Below are 18556 nucleotides of genomic sequence, written 5' to 3' on the forward strand. Positions count from 1 at the left end.
CGTGGCCGCTGCCAATGCCGCCTTCGGTCTTGCCTGCTTGACGCAGGACTCGCCCCAAGCGAGACTCTGCGGCCTACACCTCGTCATCAATGCAGGACTTCGACCATGGCCAGCCGCACGCCCCCCATGCTGATGCGCACGGCAATCCGCGACGGCGCGATGCGCAGCCTGGCGCTGGTCGGGGGCGCGGTGCTGCTCATCGCGACCGTCCTGCTCGCCGTCGCCCTGGCGACCTATTCGCCCGGCGATCCGGCGCTGAACACCGCCGCCGGGGGGATGGTCGCCAACCGGATGGGGGTGGTCGGTGCCTATGTTGCCGAACTGACGCTGTTCCTGTTCGGCGTGCCGGGCGCGTTGCTGCTGCCGCTGGGGGCAGTGATCGGCTGGCGGCTGGTGCGCGGCGACGACCTGACGGGATGGCAGGCGACGGTGCGCAACGGATTGATCGGCGTGGTGCTGGCCGGCATCGCCCTCGGCCTGTTGTGGCGCGATGCGATGGCCGATCTGCCGGCGGGCTGGGGCGGGGTGATCGGGCTGGGCATCGCCGGTGCCGTCCGCGCGCTGATCGCTCTGTCGGGCGAACCGCTGGCGGTATTGTGGGGTGCGCGGGTGCTGTCGCTGGTCAGCGGCATCGCCGGATTGATGCTGGTATCGCGTGCGCTGTCGCTGGTCTGGCCGCGCCCGTCGCTGCGCCTGCCCAGCCTGCCGCGCAAGGCCGCGCCGACCGCTGTCCCTGCGCGCGCCCGCATCCCCGCCGACGTGCCGTTCGATGTCGACGGGCCTGAGGACGAACCGGCCGACGAACCCGCACCCCGCCGCCCGGTGTTGGTCGATCCGCGCCCCGCGCCGGTCATCGCCGACCGCCCGGCCCCGCCCGCCATCGCCAAGCCCAAGCCGGTTCAGGCGAGTTTCGACCTGAAGGACAACAGCTACACCCTGCCGCCCATCGAGTTGCTCAAGCCCGCGCCGCCGCGCAAGAATGCCGGCGCGGACCGCGCCGCGCTGGAACGCAACTCGCGCCTGCTCGAAACCGTGCTCGACGATTTCAACGTCAAGGGCCAGATCGTGAAGGTCTCGCCCGGCCCGGTCGTCACCATGTACGAACTGGAACCGGCGGCGGGCATCAAGGCCAGCCGCGTGATCGCGCTGGCCGACGACATCGCCCGCAACATGAGCGCGATTTCCGCCCGCGTCGCCACCATTCCGGGCCGCAGCGTCATCGGCATCGAACTGCCCAATGCGAACCGCGAGATGGTGAGCCTGCACGAACTGGTCGCCAGCCAGTCGTTCGAGGATCTGAACGCCCAGCTGCCAATCGTGCTGGGCAAGAATATCGCGGGCGATCCCGTCATCGCCGATCTGGCTCCCATGCCGCACCTGCTGGTCGCGGGCACCACCGGGTCGGGCAAGTCGGTCGGCCTGAACGCGATGATCCTGTCGCTGCTCTATCGTCTGACCCCCGATCAGTGCCGGATGATCATGATCGACCCCAAGATGCTGGAACTCAGCATCTACAAGGGCATCCCCCACCTGCTCGCCGATGTCGTCACCGAGCCGCCAAAGGCCGTCCGCGCGCTCAAATGGGCGGTCGAGCAGATGGAGGAACGCTATCGGATGATGGCGAACGTCAATGTCCGCAACCTGGCCAGCTTCAACGAAAAGGTCCGGGCCGCCCGCGCCAAGGGCGAAAAATTGGGCCGCCGGGTGCAGGTCGGCTATGAGGACGGCAAGCCGGTCTATGAGGAGGAGATCCTCGACCTGACGCCGTTGCCGCAGATCGTGATCGTGGTCGACGAACTCGCCGACCTGATGATGACGGCAGGCAAGGAGGTGGAGTTCCTGATCCAGCGGCTGGCGCAAAAGGCGCGGGCGGCGGGCATCCACCTGATCATGGCGACGCAGCGCCCCTCGGTCGACGTCATCACCGGCGTCATCAAGGCGAATCTGCCCCGCCGCATCAGCTTCCACGTCACGTCCAAGATCGATTCGCGCACCATCCTGGGCGAACAGGGCGCCGAACAGCTGCTGGGCAAGGGCGACATGCTCTATATGTCCGGCGGCAAGCAACTCGCCCGCATCCACGGCCCCTTTGTCAGCGATGAGGAGGTGCAGGCCGTGGCTGATCACTGGCGCGCCCAGGGCGAACCCGATTACATCGACGCCGTGACCGAGGAGCCGGAGGATGGCGGCTTCGCGCTCGACGGTTCGCCCGTCGACGGCGAAAGCCCGGAGGACAACCAGTATCGCCAGGCGATCATGTTCGTCGCGTCGAACCAGAAAGCCTCGACCAGCTGGCTCCAGCGCCAGATGCGCATCGGCTACAACTCCGCCGCGCGCCTCATCGAGCGGATGGAAAAGGACGGGCTGGTCGGCCGCCCCGATCATGTCGGCCGCCGCGAGGTACTGATGGACGAGGACGGCCGCCCGCTCAATTGAGCGCAACCCGATGGGTTCACCGCGCGTTCAATGCCGCCCGGCTAGCCCGCCCGAATGATCTGGAGAATGACCCCGATGTTCCGATCCCTTGGCACCGCGCTCGCGCTGTCCGCCCTGGCTGCGCCCGTGGCCATCCACGCCCAGGCCCAGGGGACGACGCTGGCCGATGTTCAGCGCCATCTGTCGGCAACCGAAACCATGACTGCGGCATTCAGCCAGGAGGATCGCAACGGCAAGGTGCTGACGGGCACGCTCACCCTGAAGAAGCCCGGCAAGATCCGGTTCCAGTATCAAAAGGGCGTGCCGCTGCTGATCGTCAGCGACGGCAAATCGCTCTATTTCCTGGACTATCAGGTGGGCCAGAAACAGCGCTGGCCGGTCGGCAATTCGCCGCTGTCGATCCTGCTCAACCCCGATCGCGACGCATCGAAATATGCCCGCATCGTGCCCAGCGTCGATCCGGGCGTCGTCACGGTCGAGGCCTATGATCCCAAGCGCCCCGAATATGGCCGCATCCGGCTGATCTTCGTGCGCAACGCATCGGCTCCGGCCGGATTGATGCTGCAGGGATGGGTGGCCACCGATTCGCAGAGCAATCGCACCACGATCCGCCTCAGCCAGCAGAAGTTCAACGTCGCCATCCCCGACAACAGCTTCCGTTTCAACGAACCGCGCAAGCCGACCCGCCCGGGTTGAACGCATCCGTTCATATTCACGCAAGCTTGGCGGGGATAGAAGGATGGCGGTGGCGGAACCACCGACCGGGATTCCCCCCTGTTGCCCGGCCTGGTTCCCACCGCCTGCGTGACGAACGCACGGTTGGCCCCTGTTCCATGCCCCCGGAACAGGGGCCTTTACGTTTCTGGTTCAGGCCGGTGCAGCAACCCAACAAAGCCTTCCCGCCAATCTGGCGAAAGCCATCCGGGCCCGCTACATCCGCGGCATGGCCAGCCTGCGCATCGCATCGTGGAACATCAATTCCGTCCGCTTCCGCATGGAAATTGTCGAACAATTCCTGCGGGAATCGGCGCCCGACATTCTCTGCCTTCAAGAAACCAAGGTCATCGACGGCGATTTCCCGCACGCCCCGTTCAAGGCGCACGGCTATGATCACATCGCCATCAACGGCCAGCGGATGCATCACGGGGTCGCCGTCATCAGCCGCGTGCCGCTGGCCGAGGACGACCGGCTGGATTGGCAGGCGAATGGCGAGGCGCGGCACATCGGCGTCCGGCTGGCGAACGGCCTGCGCCTGGAAAATGTCTATGTGCCCGCAGGCGGCGACATTCCCGACCGGGACGTGAACCCGAAATTCGGGCAGAAGCTCGACTTCATCGAACGCATGACCCAGTGGTCGGCGGGGCTTTCGGGCCAATCGGTGCTGCTGGTCGGCGACTTCAACATCGCGCCCTTGGAAAGCGATGTGTGGAGCCACAAGCAGCTCCTCGACGTGGTCAGCCATACGCCCGTCGAGGTGGACGCGCTGGCCCGGCTGCAGGCGGCGAACGACTGGGTCGATCTCGGCCGTCACTTCGTGCCCGCCCCGGCGCGGCTCTATACCTGGTGGAGTTACCGGGCAAAGGACTGGCAGGCGTCGGATCGCGGCCGCCGGCTCGACCATATGTGGGCCAGCCGCGATGTCGCGGCAAAGGCGGTCGCCCACCGCGTCCATGAACCCTGCCGCAGCTGGCTGAAGCCTTCCGATCACATCCCCATCGAAACCGAGTTCGACCTTTGATCGATCCCGCCCGCCGGGTCGCGCGCGCCATGGATGCGCTGCGCCGGGGCTGGCCGGTCACGCTGGCGGGGCCGGACGGTGCCCTGTCGCTGCTGGCCATCGAGACGGCGGACCCGGGGCGGCTGGCCGCGTTCGACGCGGCGGACCAGACGGCGATCCTGATCAGTTTCGGCCGGGCCGCAACGCTCAAGCTCGCCAATCAGCGGGCGGCTGCTGCGCCCGATGCGCCCGTCTGGGTCGAACGCGCGCCCTGGATCGACCTGCGCATCGCCACCGCGCTTGCCGACCCGCAACTGGATCTGGCGACGCCGATGAAGGGGCCGTTCCGCGCCATTCCCGGTCATGCGCCCGCCGCCGCTGCCGCCGCGCTAATCCTGGCCCGCAATGCCGGGCTGCTGCCCGCCTTTTTCGCAGGCCTTGGCGATCCGGCCGATCCCGATGCGATCACGCCCGACGACATCGCCGCCCATGACGATCCCGTCCGCCTGACCATCGCCACGCGCGCCCGCCTGCCGGTCGCGGTTGCCGAAGATGCGGAGATCGTCGCCTTTCGCACGCCGGAGGGGCCGGGCGAACATGTCGCGCTCTTGATCGGTCAGCCGGACGGCAATCCGCCGCTCGTCCGGCTGCACAGCGAATGCCTGACCGGCGATGTGCTCGGCAGCCTGAAATGCGATTGTGGCCCTCAGCTTCAGGCGGCACTGGCCGCGATCAAGGCCAATGGCTGGGGCATCCTTCTTTACCTGCGTCAGGAAGGGCGCGGCATCGGCCTCATCAACAAACTGCGCGCCTATGCGCTGCAGGATCAGGGCTATGACACGGTCGATGCCAATACCCGGCTGGGCTTTGCCATCGACGCCCGCGATTTCCGCGTGGCGGCGCGGATGCTGGCGCTGATGGGGCAGAACAGGGTGCGCCTGCTCACCAACAACCCGGAAAAGGTGGCCGGGCTGGAGGCGACAGGGATCCAGGTTGCGGAGCGCGTGGCGCATAAGCTGCCGCCAAACCCGCACAACGAACGCTACCTCGCCACCAAGCGCGACCGGACCGGGCACCAGCTTTAGGGCCGGGCCCTATCCCGCCCTCGCCCATCCTGAGCCTGTCGAAGGATCTGCGCCAGCACCGCCGCCGCCCGAACGCTTCCAATGTTGGACTTGCCCTGCTTAGCTGGTCGGCATGACGCGTCGACGCGCCCGGTCCGTCTGTGCAATTCCGCCTGCGGGAACGATCAGGGGGCGATTTTCGCCGACGTAGCACCACCTTCGCCACCTTCCGACCACCAGGGGCGCATCGCCGCACGCCCGAACCAGCGCCCGAATCAGTGCCCGCCGCGACAGGCGAGCGCGTCCAGGATGTCGTCGATCCGCGCCGGATCGCCCGCCGCGACGACCTCGCCGTTGCTGCCCGCATGCAACGGATCGCCCGACCAGTCGCACATCCGCCCGCCCGCGCCCTCGACCACCGGCACCAGCGCGGCGAAATCGTGCAGCTTCAATCCCGCCTCGACCACCACGTCGATCCAGCCGCTGGCGACGCTGGCATAGTTGTAGCAATCCCCGCCCAGCACGGTCGATCGCACCGCGCCGTCCAGATGCTCGAACGCATGCAGCTGATCGTCGGTGAACAGCGCCGGGCTGGTCGTCGCCAGCAGCGCATCGGCCAGCGCTTGGCAGGTCCGCGTCCGCGCCGGCTTGCCGTTGAACAGCGTCTGCCGCCCCACCGCGCCGACCCAGCGTTCGTTCAGCACCGGCTGGTCGATCACGCCCAGGACCGGCCAGCCATCCTCGATCAGCGCGATCAGCGTGCCGAAAATCGGCCGTCCGGCAATGAAGGCGCGCGTCCCGTCAATGGGGTCCAGCACCCAGACGCGTCCGCTCGTCCCCTCGCGCACGCCGAACTCCTCGCCCTCGATGCCGTCCTTGGGCCGTTCGGCGACAAGCAAGCGGCGCATCGCTTCCTCGGCCTCGCGGTCGGCCAGGGTGACGGGCGACGAATCGGCCTTGGTGCTAAGGCCCGCTTCGGCGCGGAAATATCGACGGATGACGGTGCCTGCCGCATCGGCCAGCTGGCCGGCCAGGGCAAGATCGTGGGAGGAAACAGCCATGCCGCCTGCTAGCCGCTTGCCGGTCCAAGGGCCAGCCCGTCACGCAAACGCAACACGCAGCTGTCACCCGGTTGTCATGCGCATCCTGCTTGCCGCCGCCTTTTTGTTCGCGCCGATCCCTCTGGCGGCACAGACCCGCATCCTGCCCGATCGCCCCGCCGATGCGGTTGCGGCCGTCGGCGGTGTCCCGGTCTTTGTGGTGAATGAGGGGCCGGAACCGGCCGAGGTCCCGCTGCCCACCCGCATGTCGGTGATCGCTGCGGACGGCGCTGCGCTGACCCTGTTTCGGGAGGGGGATGCAACCGTCACCGTTCCGGCGGGCGGCTTTGTCCGCGCCCGGTATCGCAATGTCGATCCGCGTGCCGTTGCGCTGGCCCGGGCTTCCATGCCCGCAGTGCCGCCGCCACCTGCCGATCCCATCCGCGCGCCGCTACCCACCAGCCCGGTCGAATCGGTCGACCTGCCCCCCAGTGAGGCCGACCCTGCGGATGGCGGGGTCGTGGAGTCCGATCGCGATACCGAAGCCGAAACGGTCATGCCCGATGCCGGCCCGGCGGCCGATCGCGGCTTCCTGACCCGGTTTCGGCCGCACGAGCCGGTGTATGGCGCATTCGGGACTGGCGATGACGGGGCCAAGCTGCAACTCAGCCTCGCCTTTCAACCCTTTGCCGATGACAGCGCGCTGTCGAGTTTGCGCGTTGCATGGACGCAGACGCTGTTCTGGGCGATTCAGGAGCCCTCCGGCCCGATCCGCGAACAGCTGTACAGCCCGGAAGTGTTCTGGCAGCAGCGGCTGGCCGATGGCTGGAACGGCGCGGTCGGGTGGCGGCACGATTCCAACGGCAAGGGACCGGCGGGGTCGATCGATGCCAACCGCATCTATGCGCGCGTCACTCGCAGCTTCGACCTTGGCGATGGCTGGTCGGCCAGCGTCACGCCCCAGGCGTGGTTCTATGTCGGGACTCAGGGGATCGCCCCCGATCTGGCGGACTATTGGGGCTATGGGGCCGTCGGCGCGGGCGTTGCACAGGAAGACGGGCTGAAACTCGCAGCAACGATGCGCGGCAACCCGGCAATCGGGCGCGGCGCGGTGGAGGGGTTCGTCTCCTATCCGTTGAACCGCATCGGGGGCGGCGTGGGTATTGCCGTCTTCGGTCAGGTGTTTACGGGTTTCGGCGAAAATCTTAGCGACTATCGCGTGCGCTCCACCGCCGCGCGTCTTGGAATAGCCTTTGTGCGGTAATCGACATCCATCGCGCGCCCGGCTAGATCGGCCGAAACGCCTTTCCGGAGTGAACGCCATGCGCCGTATTGCCCTTGCCCTGATCGCCGCTGCCCTTGTCGCCATGCCGGCCGCCGCCGCGCTGAAGCAGGGGGCCAAGGCGCCGATGTTCGTCACACAGGGCGCGATGGCGGGCAAAGTGACGAAAGTGGACCTGAAGGCCGAGCTGAAGCGCGGTCCGGTGGTCCTGTATTTCTTTCCCGCCGCCTTCACCAGCGGCTGCAATGCAGAGGCAAAGGCGTTTGCCGATCAGCTGGATCAGTTCACGGCGGCCGGCGCGACGGTGATCGGCATGTCGGCCGACGACGTGCCGACGCTGCAGCGCTTTTCGAACGAACATTGCGCGGGCAAGTTTCGCGTCGCCACCGCCAGCCCGGCGCTGGTGAAGCAGTTCGACGTTGCGCTTGGTCGGGAAATGAACGGCCGGGCGATCACCAACCGCACCAGCTATGTCATCGCGCCCGATGGCCGCGTGCTGCTGGCGCACAGCGACATGAGCCCGATGTCGCACATCCGCGAGACGCTGGCGGCGGTAAAGGCCTATCGCGCCCGCTGACACCCGGCGCGACAGTCCAGTGCAAGCGGTGCGACCTTTACCGGGTCGTTAACCGCTTGCTCACCGGAAATTAGGCATTGATGGGTAGGTCGATGGCGTAACAATCGCGGATTGGCCTGATTTGCAGGCAATCGTTCGGAAAGGAAGGCTGTGGCCGGTCACGCTGCCATGACTCGATCTGACACATCGACGGGCGGTTCGGCATTGTTCGATCGCATCGGCGAATTCCTGGTCGATCAGCGGCTGGAGCCGACCCCCACCAACTATACCTTCGCCTATCATGTGCTCAGCGATCCCGACAGCGCGGTCGCACAGGCGGTGGCGCGGCTCACCGACGGCAGCATCCGGCTGACCAGCCAGGAGGTCGAGCAGCTGGGCGGCCAGATCGAATCCGGGCCGGCAGCTACCGATCCCTCGACCGAAAAGCGCCGCCTGGTCGAAGGGCTGGTCGCCCGTGCCCAGATGCAGGTGCAGGGGTTCGAGGACATGATGCGGCTGATGCAGGTCGAAACCGCCGATTTCGGCCGCGACCTCGCCGAAAGCGCAGCCGCTATGGCCAATCCCTCTACCGAGGGCGACCTGTTCGAACAGGTGATCGACAAGGTCAAGTTCGTGACCGGATCGATGCTGGAGCGCGTCCGTATCGCCGAATCCCGGCTCGATCAGGCCACCCGCGAGGCAAGCGAGCTGCGTGCCAAACTGGAGGAAGCGCGCGACAATGCCCGCCGCGATCCCCTGACCGACCTGCCCAATCGCCGGGCATTCGAAGAAGCGTTCCAGGCGCGTGCCGCCGCCGGCGAGCCCGTGGTGGTGGCGATCTGCGATATCGACCACTTCAAGTCGGTCAACGACCAGTTCGGTCATGCGGTCGGCGACCGCGTGTTGAAGGCGATCGGCAGCACGCTGTCGACCCATTGCAGCGGCCAGTTCGTCGCGCGCTATGGCGGCGAGGAGTTCGCGTTGCTGTTCGCCGGAATGGACGCCGACGCTGCCGCCCGGATGCTGGACGAAGCCCGGTCAATGGTTGCCCGCAAACGCTATCGCCTGCGCGAGACGGATATGCCGGTGGGCGAACTGACCTTTTCGGGCGGGATGACCCGCCTGCTTCCCGGCGAGCCGCTGTCCGACGTCTGCCTGCGCGCGGATATGCAATTGTACCGCGCGAAAGAGGATGGCCGCAACCGCATCTGCGTCGATTGGCAATAATTGCTGTAAATCGGCGTCAAATCCGCAAAATTTTCGGCGCCTGACGCCATCTTCTGCGCTGCGATCCCCTAAGTATCTGCAATACAACGACTTTGAAAACTGGCACGCTCCCTGCAAATCCATTGGCATCGGCGGCGGAATGGTCCGACACGCCGGAAAATCAGGGAGTTTTCCAATGACCAATGTTTCCAACGTGATGCGCCAGGCGGTTTCGGTGTTCGGCGCGCTGCTCGTCACGGTCGTCCTTGTCGCGTCGGCGACCCCGGTGCTGCCGATCGCGTGACCGGGGCCATGACCCCCAATCCCTTCGGGCGGGAGCGCATTCCCCGGCGCTGACCCGCCCGAACCGGGGCCAAATTGGCGGGAACCCATCTCGCCCTGCGGCCGTTCCCAGTGCAGCCCCTGCAAGGAGACGGCCCATGTCAGACATCATCGACCCCGTTCGCGAGGACGCGCTACCCGGTTCCGAGGCGGAACTGACGCCCAAGCCCGAATGGCAGCCGCGCCATCCCGGATCGGATCGACTGGCAGGCAAGGTAGCCCTGATCACCGGGGCGGACAGCGGCATCGGCCGCGCCGTCGCCGCGCTGTTCGCCCGTGAAGGTGCAGATGTCGCGATCCTGTACCTGAGCGAACATGAGGATGCTGCCGAAACCGCGCGGATCGTCGAGGCCGAGGGTCGCCGGGCACTGACGATTGCCGGGGATATCGGTGACAAGGCGTTCTGCGATGCCGCCGTCGCCCAGGTCGTCGATCATTTCGAGCGCATCGATATCCTGGTCAACAATGCCGGCGAACAGCATCCTGACAAGGACATCGCCGACATTACCGAACATCAGTTGCGACGGACGTTCCAGACCAACATCTTTGGCATGTTCTTCATGACCCAAGCGGTCCTGCCCCATCTGTCGGACGGATCGGCGATCGTGAACTGCACGTCGGTCACCAGCTATCAGGGCGAGCCCGAACTGCTCGACTATTCATCGACCAAGGGGGCGATCACGTCCTTTACCCGCGCGCTGTCGCAGAATCTGGCGGAACGGAACATTCGCGTGAACGGGGTTGCGCCTGGCCCGATCTGGACCCCGCTGAACCCGATGGGGGGCGCAACCCCGGAAAAGCTGGCCCATTTCGGCGAATCGACGCCTATGGGCCGACCCGGCCAGCCGAACGAGGTGGCGCCCGCTTTCCTGTTTCTGGCGTGCGACGATGCCAGCTACATGACTGGCCAGGTGCTGCATCCCAATGGCGGCACGGTCGTCAACGGATGAACCGTCCGGAGCGGACCGGCAGTTGCCCGTCCGCTCCGCCACGGCATCCCTTTGTCAGCGGACAAATACCAGCATGTGATCGATATTGTGCGGCTGACCGAACAGCTCCTCTTCGCTGATCGGACGAACCCCCTGCTCGTAATCGACGATGTTCAGCGAGAATCCTTCCGCCAGGATTTCGTGCAGGAAGCCGCGGGCATCCTCGAACCGTTGAATGGTGAATTCCATGAACAGCGTCAGCGGCTTCTTTTGCGCCAGAATGCCGGACATGCCGCGCCACACATGATGCTCGAACCCTTCGACGTCGATCTTCATGAATGTCGCGTCCATCGCGCCGGGCACTTCGTCCAGACGCATGACGGGAATGTTGACCGCCCCCTGCTCGTCGCTGCCCTTCAGGATATGGCCGCCGCCCGGCTGGTTCTGATCGATCACCATGCGGGCAGTGCCGTTGGTGTCGCCAAGCCCCGCCTCGTAAACCGTGGTGTAGCCCGAAAAGCCGTTCACCTCGACGCTCCGCCGCAACCGGCTGGCCATCCGGGGATTGGGCTCGAACGACAGGACGCGGCCTTCCGAACCGGTCAGGTCGGCCAGCAGGATGGTGAAATAGCCGAGATTGGCACCCACATCGAGGACGGTGGTGCCGCGCGGGACCATGCGCATCATCGCCTCGGTCACCCACATTTCCCAGAACCCGTCCAGCAGCAGATGGCTTGAAATGCCGACATCGGCCGTATCGACATACATTTTGTAGCGGCCAAGGACCCGGGCCAGCGCGGTATGGTCCCCCAGATAGGCGTGGCGGCACAATGCCCGGATCTCCGCTTCCGTATCCGTCCGGGGATACCGATGCAGCCGCCAGATATCGTAGATATACGCCTTGTTCATCCGTTGATCCTTTGTTGAGAGGGGGCATTGATCAAGCTGGGCCGGAGCCGTTGGACCATAGCGGCAATGCGCGCTGCGATCGGTGGCTTGCCCATGGCGGGCGCGGCGGCCAGGCGGTCGACCAGATGTTCGACGCTGCACGGCAATCCGGTCAGCGGATCGGCATAAAGCGGGTAATCGATCAGGGCGATGGCCACCAGTTGCTCCAGGGTCAGCTTTCGTCCCCGCCGCTCCGGCGGCCACAGGTCGCGGGTCAGTCCCCAGCCCGCATAAAAGGGCCGCCCATGCACCACCACCTCACGCCCGCGCAGCAGCGCCTCGAAACCGGCAAGCGACGACCAGCAATGCAACACGTCGATCCTCGGCAGCAACGCGGCCAGATCGGCATCGGGAAGGACGGCATCGGCCAGCCGGCGGGTGTCCGCCACGTCGATCGCGCCGGTCCTCAAGCCCGCAACCACATCCGGATGCGGCTTGTATATCAGATAGGCGTGCGGTTCTTCGGCCCTCGCGCGGGCCAGCAGCGCCGTCATCGTGGCACCCGGCGGGGCGGCATGGCGGAGCGACAGATCGTCGCCCACCTGTCCGCAAACCAGCGCGATGCGTCGACCGGCGGGCAGATCGGCCGTGGTGCCGGTCAGGTTATATTTGGTGATGCCGAGCCCGCAGAGTCGATCGATCAGGCGCCGCGCACGGGCACAGGCTTCGTCATCGGGGTGCTGGTTTGCCAGGCATTGTTCCAGTTCGCTGGCCCTGGCCGGATCGTAATGTGGGGCCAATCGGTCGATGACGATCGATCCCGGCTGGACCAGTGCTGCGCCAAGGCCGCTTGAGCGAATGAACCCGTCCTCGCACCAGGCGACCGGGACATCGGCCCGTGCCGCGCCGTCCATCAGGCCTATCGGGGCACGCGACGGCCAGGCAAGGATCGCACCGTTTCGGGCCTTGGCCGCACGGACGGCAGCCGCAGCGCCCGCCGCGACCGGAACGGGCGGATCGGCGGGTACGAACGAGTGCATCCGCCGCCGTTTCCAGCGCGAAATGCCGGTCATGGTGCCGATGCCTCGGGTTTTCTCGATCCGACGACGCCATTCGCCCAGATAATCGACCCATGCTTCGACCGCCCAATGCGTCGAGGGATCATAGGGGCTGGGCCATCCATCGGCAGGGCCGATCGCGGCGCTCAACAGCGCAAGGGCCGCCTCGCCCGACACTGGGGCAATGGTTTCGCCCGTCACCCGGGACGTCGGCACGCTTGCAGCAATGGCGGAGAGGACGACGGCGTTGAGGGACCCATAGATCAGGTGGGTCGCGCCGGAAACGATTGGCCAGGGGTCGCGGCCCGGATCGGCGACCACCGTTGCCACGCCGGGCGCGAAGCTGTCCGCCGCCGCCCGGAGCAGCGCGGGATCGCCCCCGGTCAGCACGATGGGAGCGGTCGGTTCGTCATCGGCATACCGCCAAAAGGCACCCCCGACCCGCGTCGTCGCAATCTGCCGTGCCAGGTCGACCATCCGTTCGCCCGACGGTGGCGGCCCATCGGCCAGCCGCCTTGGCCAGCGCCGTTCGGGGCGGGCAAAGGGCGGTTCGCGGAGAAAGGGGGCTGGCACCGGCATCAGCGGGTCAGGATATCCACCGTAACCGCGGGCGATACGAATTGATTGAGCAGCTGCACCAGCTTGCCGAACTGAACGGACCGGGCATTGGCAACCAGCAGCACGTCCTTTTCCCGCATTGCAAAGCGCTGAACGGCGAAATAGCTGCGCGGATCGAGCAGGTTCAACCGGTAGATGACCGGCACTTCCCGCATCGTGCCGTCGGCGTCCCGTTCGATGACATGGCGGAACACGAACACGCCGCGCGCATCGCCGCGCTCGTCCAGCGGCCCGCCTGCCCGCGCCAGCGCCTCGGCCAGGGTCAGCTGGTCGCTGTCGAACGGGATTTCGGCAACGCTGCGGGCGGCACCCAATACGGTCAGGGTCCGGGTGCTGCGGACCAGTTCGACATGATCGCCCGGTGCCAGCCGCACATTGGCCGGGCCATCGACCCGGATGCGGTCCAGCCGTTCCACCGCCGTCACCTGGCCCCGGGTCAGCCGGACCTGGGTGTCGGCGGCCCGGTTGGCAGGCCCGCCCGCCTCTGCGATCAGATCGAGCAGCCGTTCGCGCGCCACCGTCAGCGGTCGCCGGCCCGGCTGCCGGATGTCGCCCGACAGGACGACGCTGCGCATCGGGCCGCGTTCGACGGAAACCAGCACCTGCGGCCGCTGCGACACGCGCGCCAGCCGTGCCTCGATCTCTGTGGCCAGTTCGTCGGTCGTGCGGCCCAGCGCATCGACCGTGCCGATATAGGGCAGCGTCACTTCGCCCCGATCATCCAGTTCGATAACCGGCAGCCGCTGGTCCCCCGCACCGGGCGGCGCTTCGGCCGCGTCGCCGTCGCGGCCCGCGCTGGGCGAGCCGAACAGGGCATAACCGATTTCAAAGACGGTGATGCTGATCCGGTCGCCCGGCATCAGCGCGGACGACAGGGGCGGGGCATCGGCGATGGACCAGGCGTCGGGCGCCGGGGCCGCCATCTCGCCAATGCCGCCGGGGCCGCCGATATCGACCACCCGGATCGGCGGGCCGGTGTCGGGCGGGGCAAGCACCTGGCCGACGGTGGGCGCGGCGCTGGGCAGGGTGGCACAGCCGCCCGTGGCCATCAGCCCGACCAGGACCAGCGCCCTCGGGATGGGACCGGCGTTCATCGCGCCATTCCCGCCACCTGGGCATACATGGCGGCCAGCCGGTCCTGATAGCTTTCCATCGTGAACTGCCGCGCCTGGACGATCCCCGCCGCCGACAGCCGCTCGCGCAGGGCGGGATCGGTATCCAGCGCGTGTAGCCCACCGGCAATCGCGCGCACGTCGTACGGATCGACCTGGATCGCCGCATCGCCCGCCACTTCGGGCAGGGAACTGGTGTTGCTGGTCAGGACCGGTGTTCCCAGCGTCATCGCCTCCAGCACGGGCAGGCCGAATCCCTCGTACAGGGAGGGAAACGTCACGGCCCGTGCGCCGCGAACCAGCTTGAGCAACAGGCTGCGCGGCAGATAGTCCAGGCGGCGAATGGTGCGGAAGGTGGTCTTCAGCGGCTGCAGCTCGTCGCGCTGGAGCATCCGCAACTCGACCTCGCTACCCCAGGCGCGGGTACCGACGATCACCAGCGGCGTGCGCGTGGCCAGGCTCAGATACGCCTCGATCAGCCGCCCGACATTCTTTTTCGGCTCGACCGCACCAAAGAACAGGAAATAGCCGCGATGATCGAGGTTGAAGATGCTTTTCAGCGACCGTGCCAGATCCGCTTCGGATTCGTCTGTCGCGCCGGGGGGCAGGCGGACGGCCTGGAACGTGTTGATCGTCTTGGCTTCCGCTTCGGGGAAGAATTGCACGATATCGCGGCGGCTCGCCTCCGACACGGTGCAGATCGCATCCGCCCGACGCGCGACGGCACGCATCAGCCGGAAATAATACCGTTTATTGTCCAGGCTGGCATAGGGGAGTTTCAGGGGCACCAGATCATGCAGCGTATAGATGTTGCGCGCGCCCGCCACCTTGATCGGGAAAGGGTAGGTCCAGTGCATGATCGCCGGCGGATCGGGCATTTTCACGGTCAGGAACGTGCCCGTCCGGCGGAAATTGCGATAGGCGAGGTCGAAGAGGTCGGGGACGGTGAACAACCGGTCGAACTGCGGCAGGCGATGGCTGAACTGGCTGGTCAGCACGCGCCCGGTGGCCATGATCTCCCGCGGGCGGCGTCCGCGCACCGCCGCCGCCAATTCCCGGTACCAACCGAAACTGCCCGGCAGGGGCGACCGGGTCTGATGTTCGTTGCCCATCGCTTCATAGAACATGATGTCGCGCAGCCGCCGGTTGAACGGCGCGCGCAGCCCGTACAGCCCGTCGACCTGCCACTGCATGGCGTTCAGCGCGCGCGCCAGCGATGCCCCATAGGTAGCGACGCCGGTGCCGCGCGGCAGCGCCAGATTGAAACCGTCGATCATCACACGCAACGGGCATCTCCGATAGGCGGGGAGGAGGAAACAAGCGACTGATAGAGCGACCGCAGGGCATCGCCATGCGAAGCCCGTGAATAGCCCCGGGCGAACTGCACCCCACCCGCCGCCACCGAATGCCGCAGCGCCGCATCGCCGTCCAGTCGGTCAATGCCATCCGCGATCGCATCGATCGACAATGGATCGACAAGGATCATTGCGTCCGGCGGCGCATCGGCGATGCAGGGCAGGGGGCTGGCCAGCACCGGCACCCCGGCGGCCATCGCCTCGATCACCGGCAGGCCAAACCCCTCGGCCAGCGACGGCATGGCCAGCATGGCTGCATGGCTGGTCAGCGCGGCTGCAACCAGGTCCGGTTGCCAGTCCAGGCGGATGACGCGCCGGCCATCGATCATCGCGGCCACGCGCCGGGCCGCCATGGCATCGGGCCAGTGACCCTCGGGGCCGGCCAGCACCAGTGGCAGCGACGTTTTCGATCGGCGATGCGCCAGGATCAGCCGTTCGATATTCTTGCGCGGCTCGATCCGCCCCAATGCCAGGATATAGCCACCCGCCAACAGCCCCGGGGGCAGGTCCGCCGTCTGACCTCCGGGCGGATCAATCGACGGACGGCACAGCAATACCGGCGGCCCGCCCGGTCCCAGCCACTCTGTCAGTTCTTCCCGCACCGTCGCGGACACGGCGGCAAAGGCATCGGCATGGCGTGCCGCCCGGGCCAGCATCCGGCGAAAGCGGTCGGGCGGAACCGCGCTCAGTTCCGGGTGATGCAGCGGAACCAGATCATGGACCGTATAGATGTTGCGGGCGTTGGCCGCCCGCATGGGCTGAAGGAATGACCAATGGCACAGGTCCGGAGCATCGGGCAGACGAAGGGGGGTGAACGTGCCGGTCAGCGTGAACCGGCGCTGCGCACGCCGGAAAACGTCGCGCGCCTGCCAGTCCGCCATGCTGCGTCGGACAGGCGGCCAAGGCCAGCCACCCGACGGCCCGGCGTCGCAGATCCGGCCGACCGCCGTGCCGCTGGCGGCCGCGTCGGCTGCCAGCGTCTCGCGGTATCGAACGATCCCCGTGGGTCGGTCCCACCCCGTCGAACGCCGATCGATCGCAACCCGCAGCATGGCCGCTTTCACTTTCCTGCCATGCGGGTTACGACCGCGCGATGATCCGGTTCCATCAGGTCACCAAGCATTACCGCACCCGACATGGCCGGCGCACGGTGCTGAATGCCGTCGATTTCACGCTGGAACGCGGCGAGGCGATCGGCATTTGCGGACATAACGGCGCGGGCAAATCCACGCTGCTCCGGCTGATCGCCGGGGTGGAGCGACCCAGCAGCGGTCATGTCGAACGCACCATGTCGGTGTCCTGGCCGCTGGGCCATGCCAACAGTTTTCAATCCAGCCTGACCGGCGCGGACAATGTCCGGTTCATCGCCCGCATCTATCGCCGTCCCGTCGATGCGGTGCTGCGCTATGTCCAGGATTTCGCCGAACTGGGCGATTATCTGGACATGCCGATCCGCACCTATTCGTCGGGGATGAATGCCCGGCTGGCCTTTGCGGTATCGCTGGCGGTGGATTTCGACTGTTATCTGGTCGACGAAATCACCTCTGTCGGGGACGAACGCTTTCGCGCCCGGTGCCACGACGCGCTGATGGAACGGCGCGAGCGCGGCACGCTGGTCATGGTGTCGCACGATCCGGGCACGCTGATGGCCTATTGCAACCGGGGTGCCGTGCTGGATGCAGGCGCGCTGACCGCCTATCCGGGCATCGACGAGGCGCTGGCCGCGCACTTCGCCCTGCAAATGGCCAATGCCGCCGAATGATGCACGAGCGCGCGACATCGATCAGGATTGATGCTCGCGGATGCCGGCGATCACCAGATATGCGATGCCATAGGCCAGGCTGAGACAGGCAAAGACGATCAGGGTGGTTCGGATGGGACGGGGCCCCCAAGGCTTTTCCGGCAGGTTGGGATTGACGACCGGAACGACGAACAACCGGTCCTTTTCGGCACGGACGCGCGCTTCCTCAAGCGTCGCCCGGGCGGCCTCGTAGCGCTTGGCTGCGAAATCCTGGCGCAGGCGAAGCTCTTCATAGGCGCCGACCCGGTTCGAGGTCGCGCCCGGAGCGCCGGCGATGCGGCCACGCACCGCGCCCAGCGACTGTTCCAGCGCACGCAGCCGCGCCCGCATCGCCGCGATCTGGGGACTGTCCGGGGCAAGTTGGCGTTCCATGTCGGCCAGCAGGGCACGCTGCCGATCGACCGATGCGACTCGTTCCTGCTGATCGCGCTGTTCGGCCAGGCCGCTGGCTTGCGGATCGACATCGCGGTTTACGGATCGCAGCCCGGTGATCCGTGCCTGAACGCCCGCCAGTTCCTGTTCGGCCGCGATCATTTCCGCCCTCGCCAAGCGCATCCCGGCATCGACCACCCGGGCATTGAACGCATTGACCCGCGCTTCGCCGATATCCAGCAGGGCGTTGGCCATGCGCTGCGCATCCTGCGGGGCGAAGGCGCGAACCTCCATGCGGGTCAGATCGTCTTCGGTGCTATAGGTCACGTCGACGCGGCTTCGATAATAATCCAGCAATGTCTCGGCCCGGGGATTTTCGAACCACAGTCGGAACACGGGATCGGTGCCGGGCCGACGATACACCTGGACCAGGTCGATGCCGCGCGCCTTCAGCGCCGGGATCACATCCATCGACAACAGATATTCCCGGATGTTCTGCGCCTCGGACTGGCCGGCGGACAGGGGAGCGGCCATGCCCAGCAATTGGCCGATCCCGCCCATGGAAGGGCCGCGCGGCTCGACGCTGCGGATGATGAACGACGCCTCGGACCGGTATTGGCTGGATGCGAACAGGCTCAGGTACAGCGCAACGATCAGGGTGGGCAGCACGACGAACAGGGTAAAGGCGCCCCCGGTCCGGCGGTACAGGCGGGCGGCCGCGCCGTCGGTCGACAGCGTTTCCACCGGCTGTTGCGTTCGTTGCAGCATCCAAGTCGTTCC

The 18556-nt window shown here is 66.7% G+C and carries 16 protein-coding genes; 9 read left to right on the plus strand and 7 right to left on the minus strand.

Annotation, left to right across the window (positions count from 1 at the left end; genetic code table 11):
* Positions 1-105 precede the first annotated feature (105 nt).
* From ACPVPU_RS03600 to ribA, 4 genes are all read left to right on the plus strand, one after another.
* The gene (locus tag ACPVPU_RS03600; RefSeq protein ID WP_448659572.1) at positions 106-2436 is read left to right on the plus strand and encodes a DNA translocase FtsK; all 2331 of its coding nucleotides are present in this window, start codon (positions 106-108) and stop codon (positions 2434-2436) included.
* A 75-nt stretch (positions 2437-2511) separates the two neighbouring features.
* Positions 2512-3132 (plus strand): LolA family protein, encoded by a 621-nt coding sequence (locus ACPVPU_RS03605; RefSeq protein WP_448659573.1) that lies wholly within the window; start codon positions 2512-2514, stop codon positions 3130-3132.
* A 247-nt stretch (positions 3133-3379) separates the two neighbouring features.
* A complete protein-coding gene (locus ACPVPU_RS03610) occupies positions 3380-4174 on the plus strand; it encodes an exodeoxyribonuclease III (protein WP_448659574.1) in 795 nt (264 codons plus the stop codon).
* Between the two features lie 29 nt (positions 4175-4203).
* A complete protein-coding gene (ribA, locus tag ACPVPU_RS03615) occupies positions 4204-5238 on the plus strand; it encodes a GTP cyclohydrolase II (RefSeq protein ID WP_448660403.1) in 1035 nt (344 codons plus the stop codon).
* Positions 5239-5492: 254 nt separating this feature from the next.
* Here the strand turns inward: ribA and hisN are convergent, their stop codons facing one another.
* On the minus strand, positions 5493-6278 hold the full coding sequence (gene hisN, locus ACPVPU_RS03620; protein WP_448659575.1) for a histidinol-phosphatase: 786 nt from the start codon (positions 6276-6278) through the stop codon (positions 5493-5495).
* 76 nt (positions 6279-6354) lie between these two features.
* On the opposite strand from hisN, the gene ACPVPU_RS03625 reads away from it, so the two are divergent.
* The 4 genes from ACPVPU_RS03625 (at position 6355) to ACPVPU_RS03640 (ending at position 10593) form a co-directional block, all read left to right on the plus strand.
* Positions 6355-7521, plus strand: coding sequence for a phospholipase A (locus tag ACPVPU_RS03625; protein ID WP_448659576.1), 1167 nt, complete (start codon positions 6355-6357; stop codon positions 7519-7521).
* A 58-nt stretch (positions 7522-7579) separates the two neighbouring features.
* Positions 7580-8116, plus strand: a complete 537-nt coding sequence (locus tag ACPVPU_RS03630; protein WP_448659577.1) for a peroxiredoxin — start codon at positions 7580-7582, stop codon at positions 8114-8116.
* Positions 8117-8284: 168 nt separating this feature from the next.
* On the plus strand, positions 8285-9322 hold the full coding sequence (locus ACPVPU_RS03635; protein WP_448659578.1) for a GGDEF domain-containing protein: 1038 nt from the start codon (positions 8285-8287) through the stop codon (positions 9320-9322).
* 419 nt (positions 9323-9741) lie between these two features.
* Positions 9742-10593, plus strand: coding sequence for a glucose 1-dehydrogenase (locus ACPVPU_RS03640; RefSeq protein WP_448659579.1), 852 nt, complete (start codon positions 9742-9744; stop codon positions 10591-10593).
* A gap of 54 nt (positions 10594-10647) precedes the next feature.
* Here the strand turns inward: ACPVPU_RS03640 and ACPVPU_RS03645 are convergent, their stop codons facing one another.
* From ACPVPU_RS03645 to ACPVPU_RS03665, 5 genes are read right to left on the minus strand one after another with little or no spacing between them, the layout of a single operon-like run.
* Entirely contained in the window at positions 10648-11481 is an 834-nt protein-coding gene (locus ACPVPU_RS03645; RefSeq protein ID WP_448659580.1) for an FkbM family methyltransferase, read from the minus strand.
* On the minus strand, positions 11478-13097 hold the full coding sequence (locus ACPVPU_RS03650) for a capsular polysaccharide export protein, LipB/KpsS family (RefSeq protein ID WP_448659581.1): 1620 nt from the start codon (positions 13095-13097) through the stop codon (positions 11478-11480). Before ACPVPU_RS03650 ends, ACPVPU_RS03645 begins: the two co-directional genes overlap by 4 nt.
* A complete protein-coding gene (locus ACPVPU_RS03655) occupies positions 13097-14230 on the minus strand; it encodes a polysaccharide biosynthesis/export family protein (RefSeq protein ID WP_448659582.1) in 1134 nt (377 codons plus the stop codon). Before ACPVPU_RS03655 ends, ACPVPU_RS03650 begins: the two co-directional genes overlap by 1 nt.
* Positions 14227-15525: a glycosyltransferase family 4 protein gene (locus tag ACPVPU_RS03660; RefSeq protein ID WP_448660405.1), complete on the minus strand. Its 1299-nt coding sequence runs from the start codon at positions 15523-15525 to the stop codon at positions 14227-14229. Before ACPVPU_RS03660 ends, ACPVPU_RS03655 begins: the two co-directional genes overlap by 4 nt.
* Positions 15525-16655, minus strand: coding sequence for a glycosyltransferase family 4 protein (locus ACPVPU_RS03665; RefSeq protein WP_448659583.1), 1131 nt, complete (start codon positions 16653-16655; stop codon positions 15525-15527). Before ACPVPU_RS03665 ends, ACPVPU_RS03660 begins: the two co-directional genes overlap by 1 nt.
* Before the next feature lie 41 nt (positions 16656-16696).
* On the opposite strand from ACPVPU_RS03665, the gene ACPVPU_RS03670 reads away from it, so the two are divergent.
* Positions 16697-17365 carry an ABC transporter ATP-binding protein gene (locus ACPVPU_RS03670; protein WP_448659584.1) on the plus strand — a complete coding sequence of 223 codons (669 nt, stop codon included), beginning with the start codon at positions 16697-16699 and terminating at the stop codon, positions 17363-17365.
* A 21-nt stretch (positions 17366-17386) separates the two neighbouring features.
* Here ACPVPU_RS03670 and ACPVPU_RS03675 read toward each other — a convergent pair whose 3' ends face one another.
* The gene (locus ACPVPU_RS03675; RefSeq protein ID WP_448659585.1) at positions 17387-18544 is read right to left on the minus strand and encodes a lipopolysaccharide biosynthesis protein; all 1158 of its coding nucleotides are present in this window, start codon (positions 18542-18544) and stop codon (positions 17387-17389) included.
* Between the last annotated feature and the right edge of the window lie 12 nt (positions 18545-18556).

Source organism: Sphingomonas paludis, assembly GCF_053502515.1.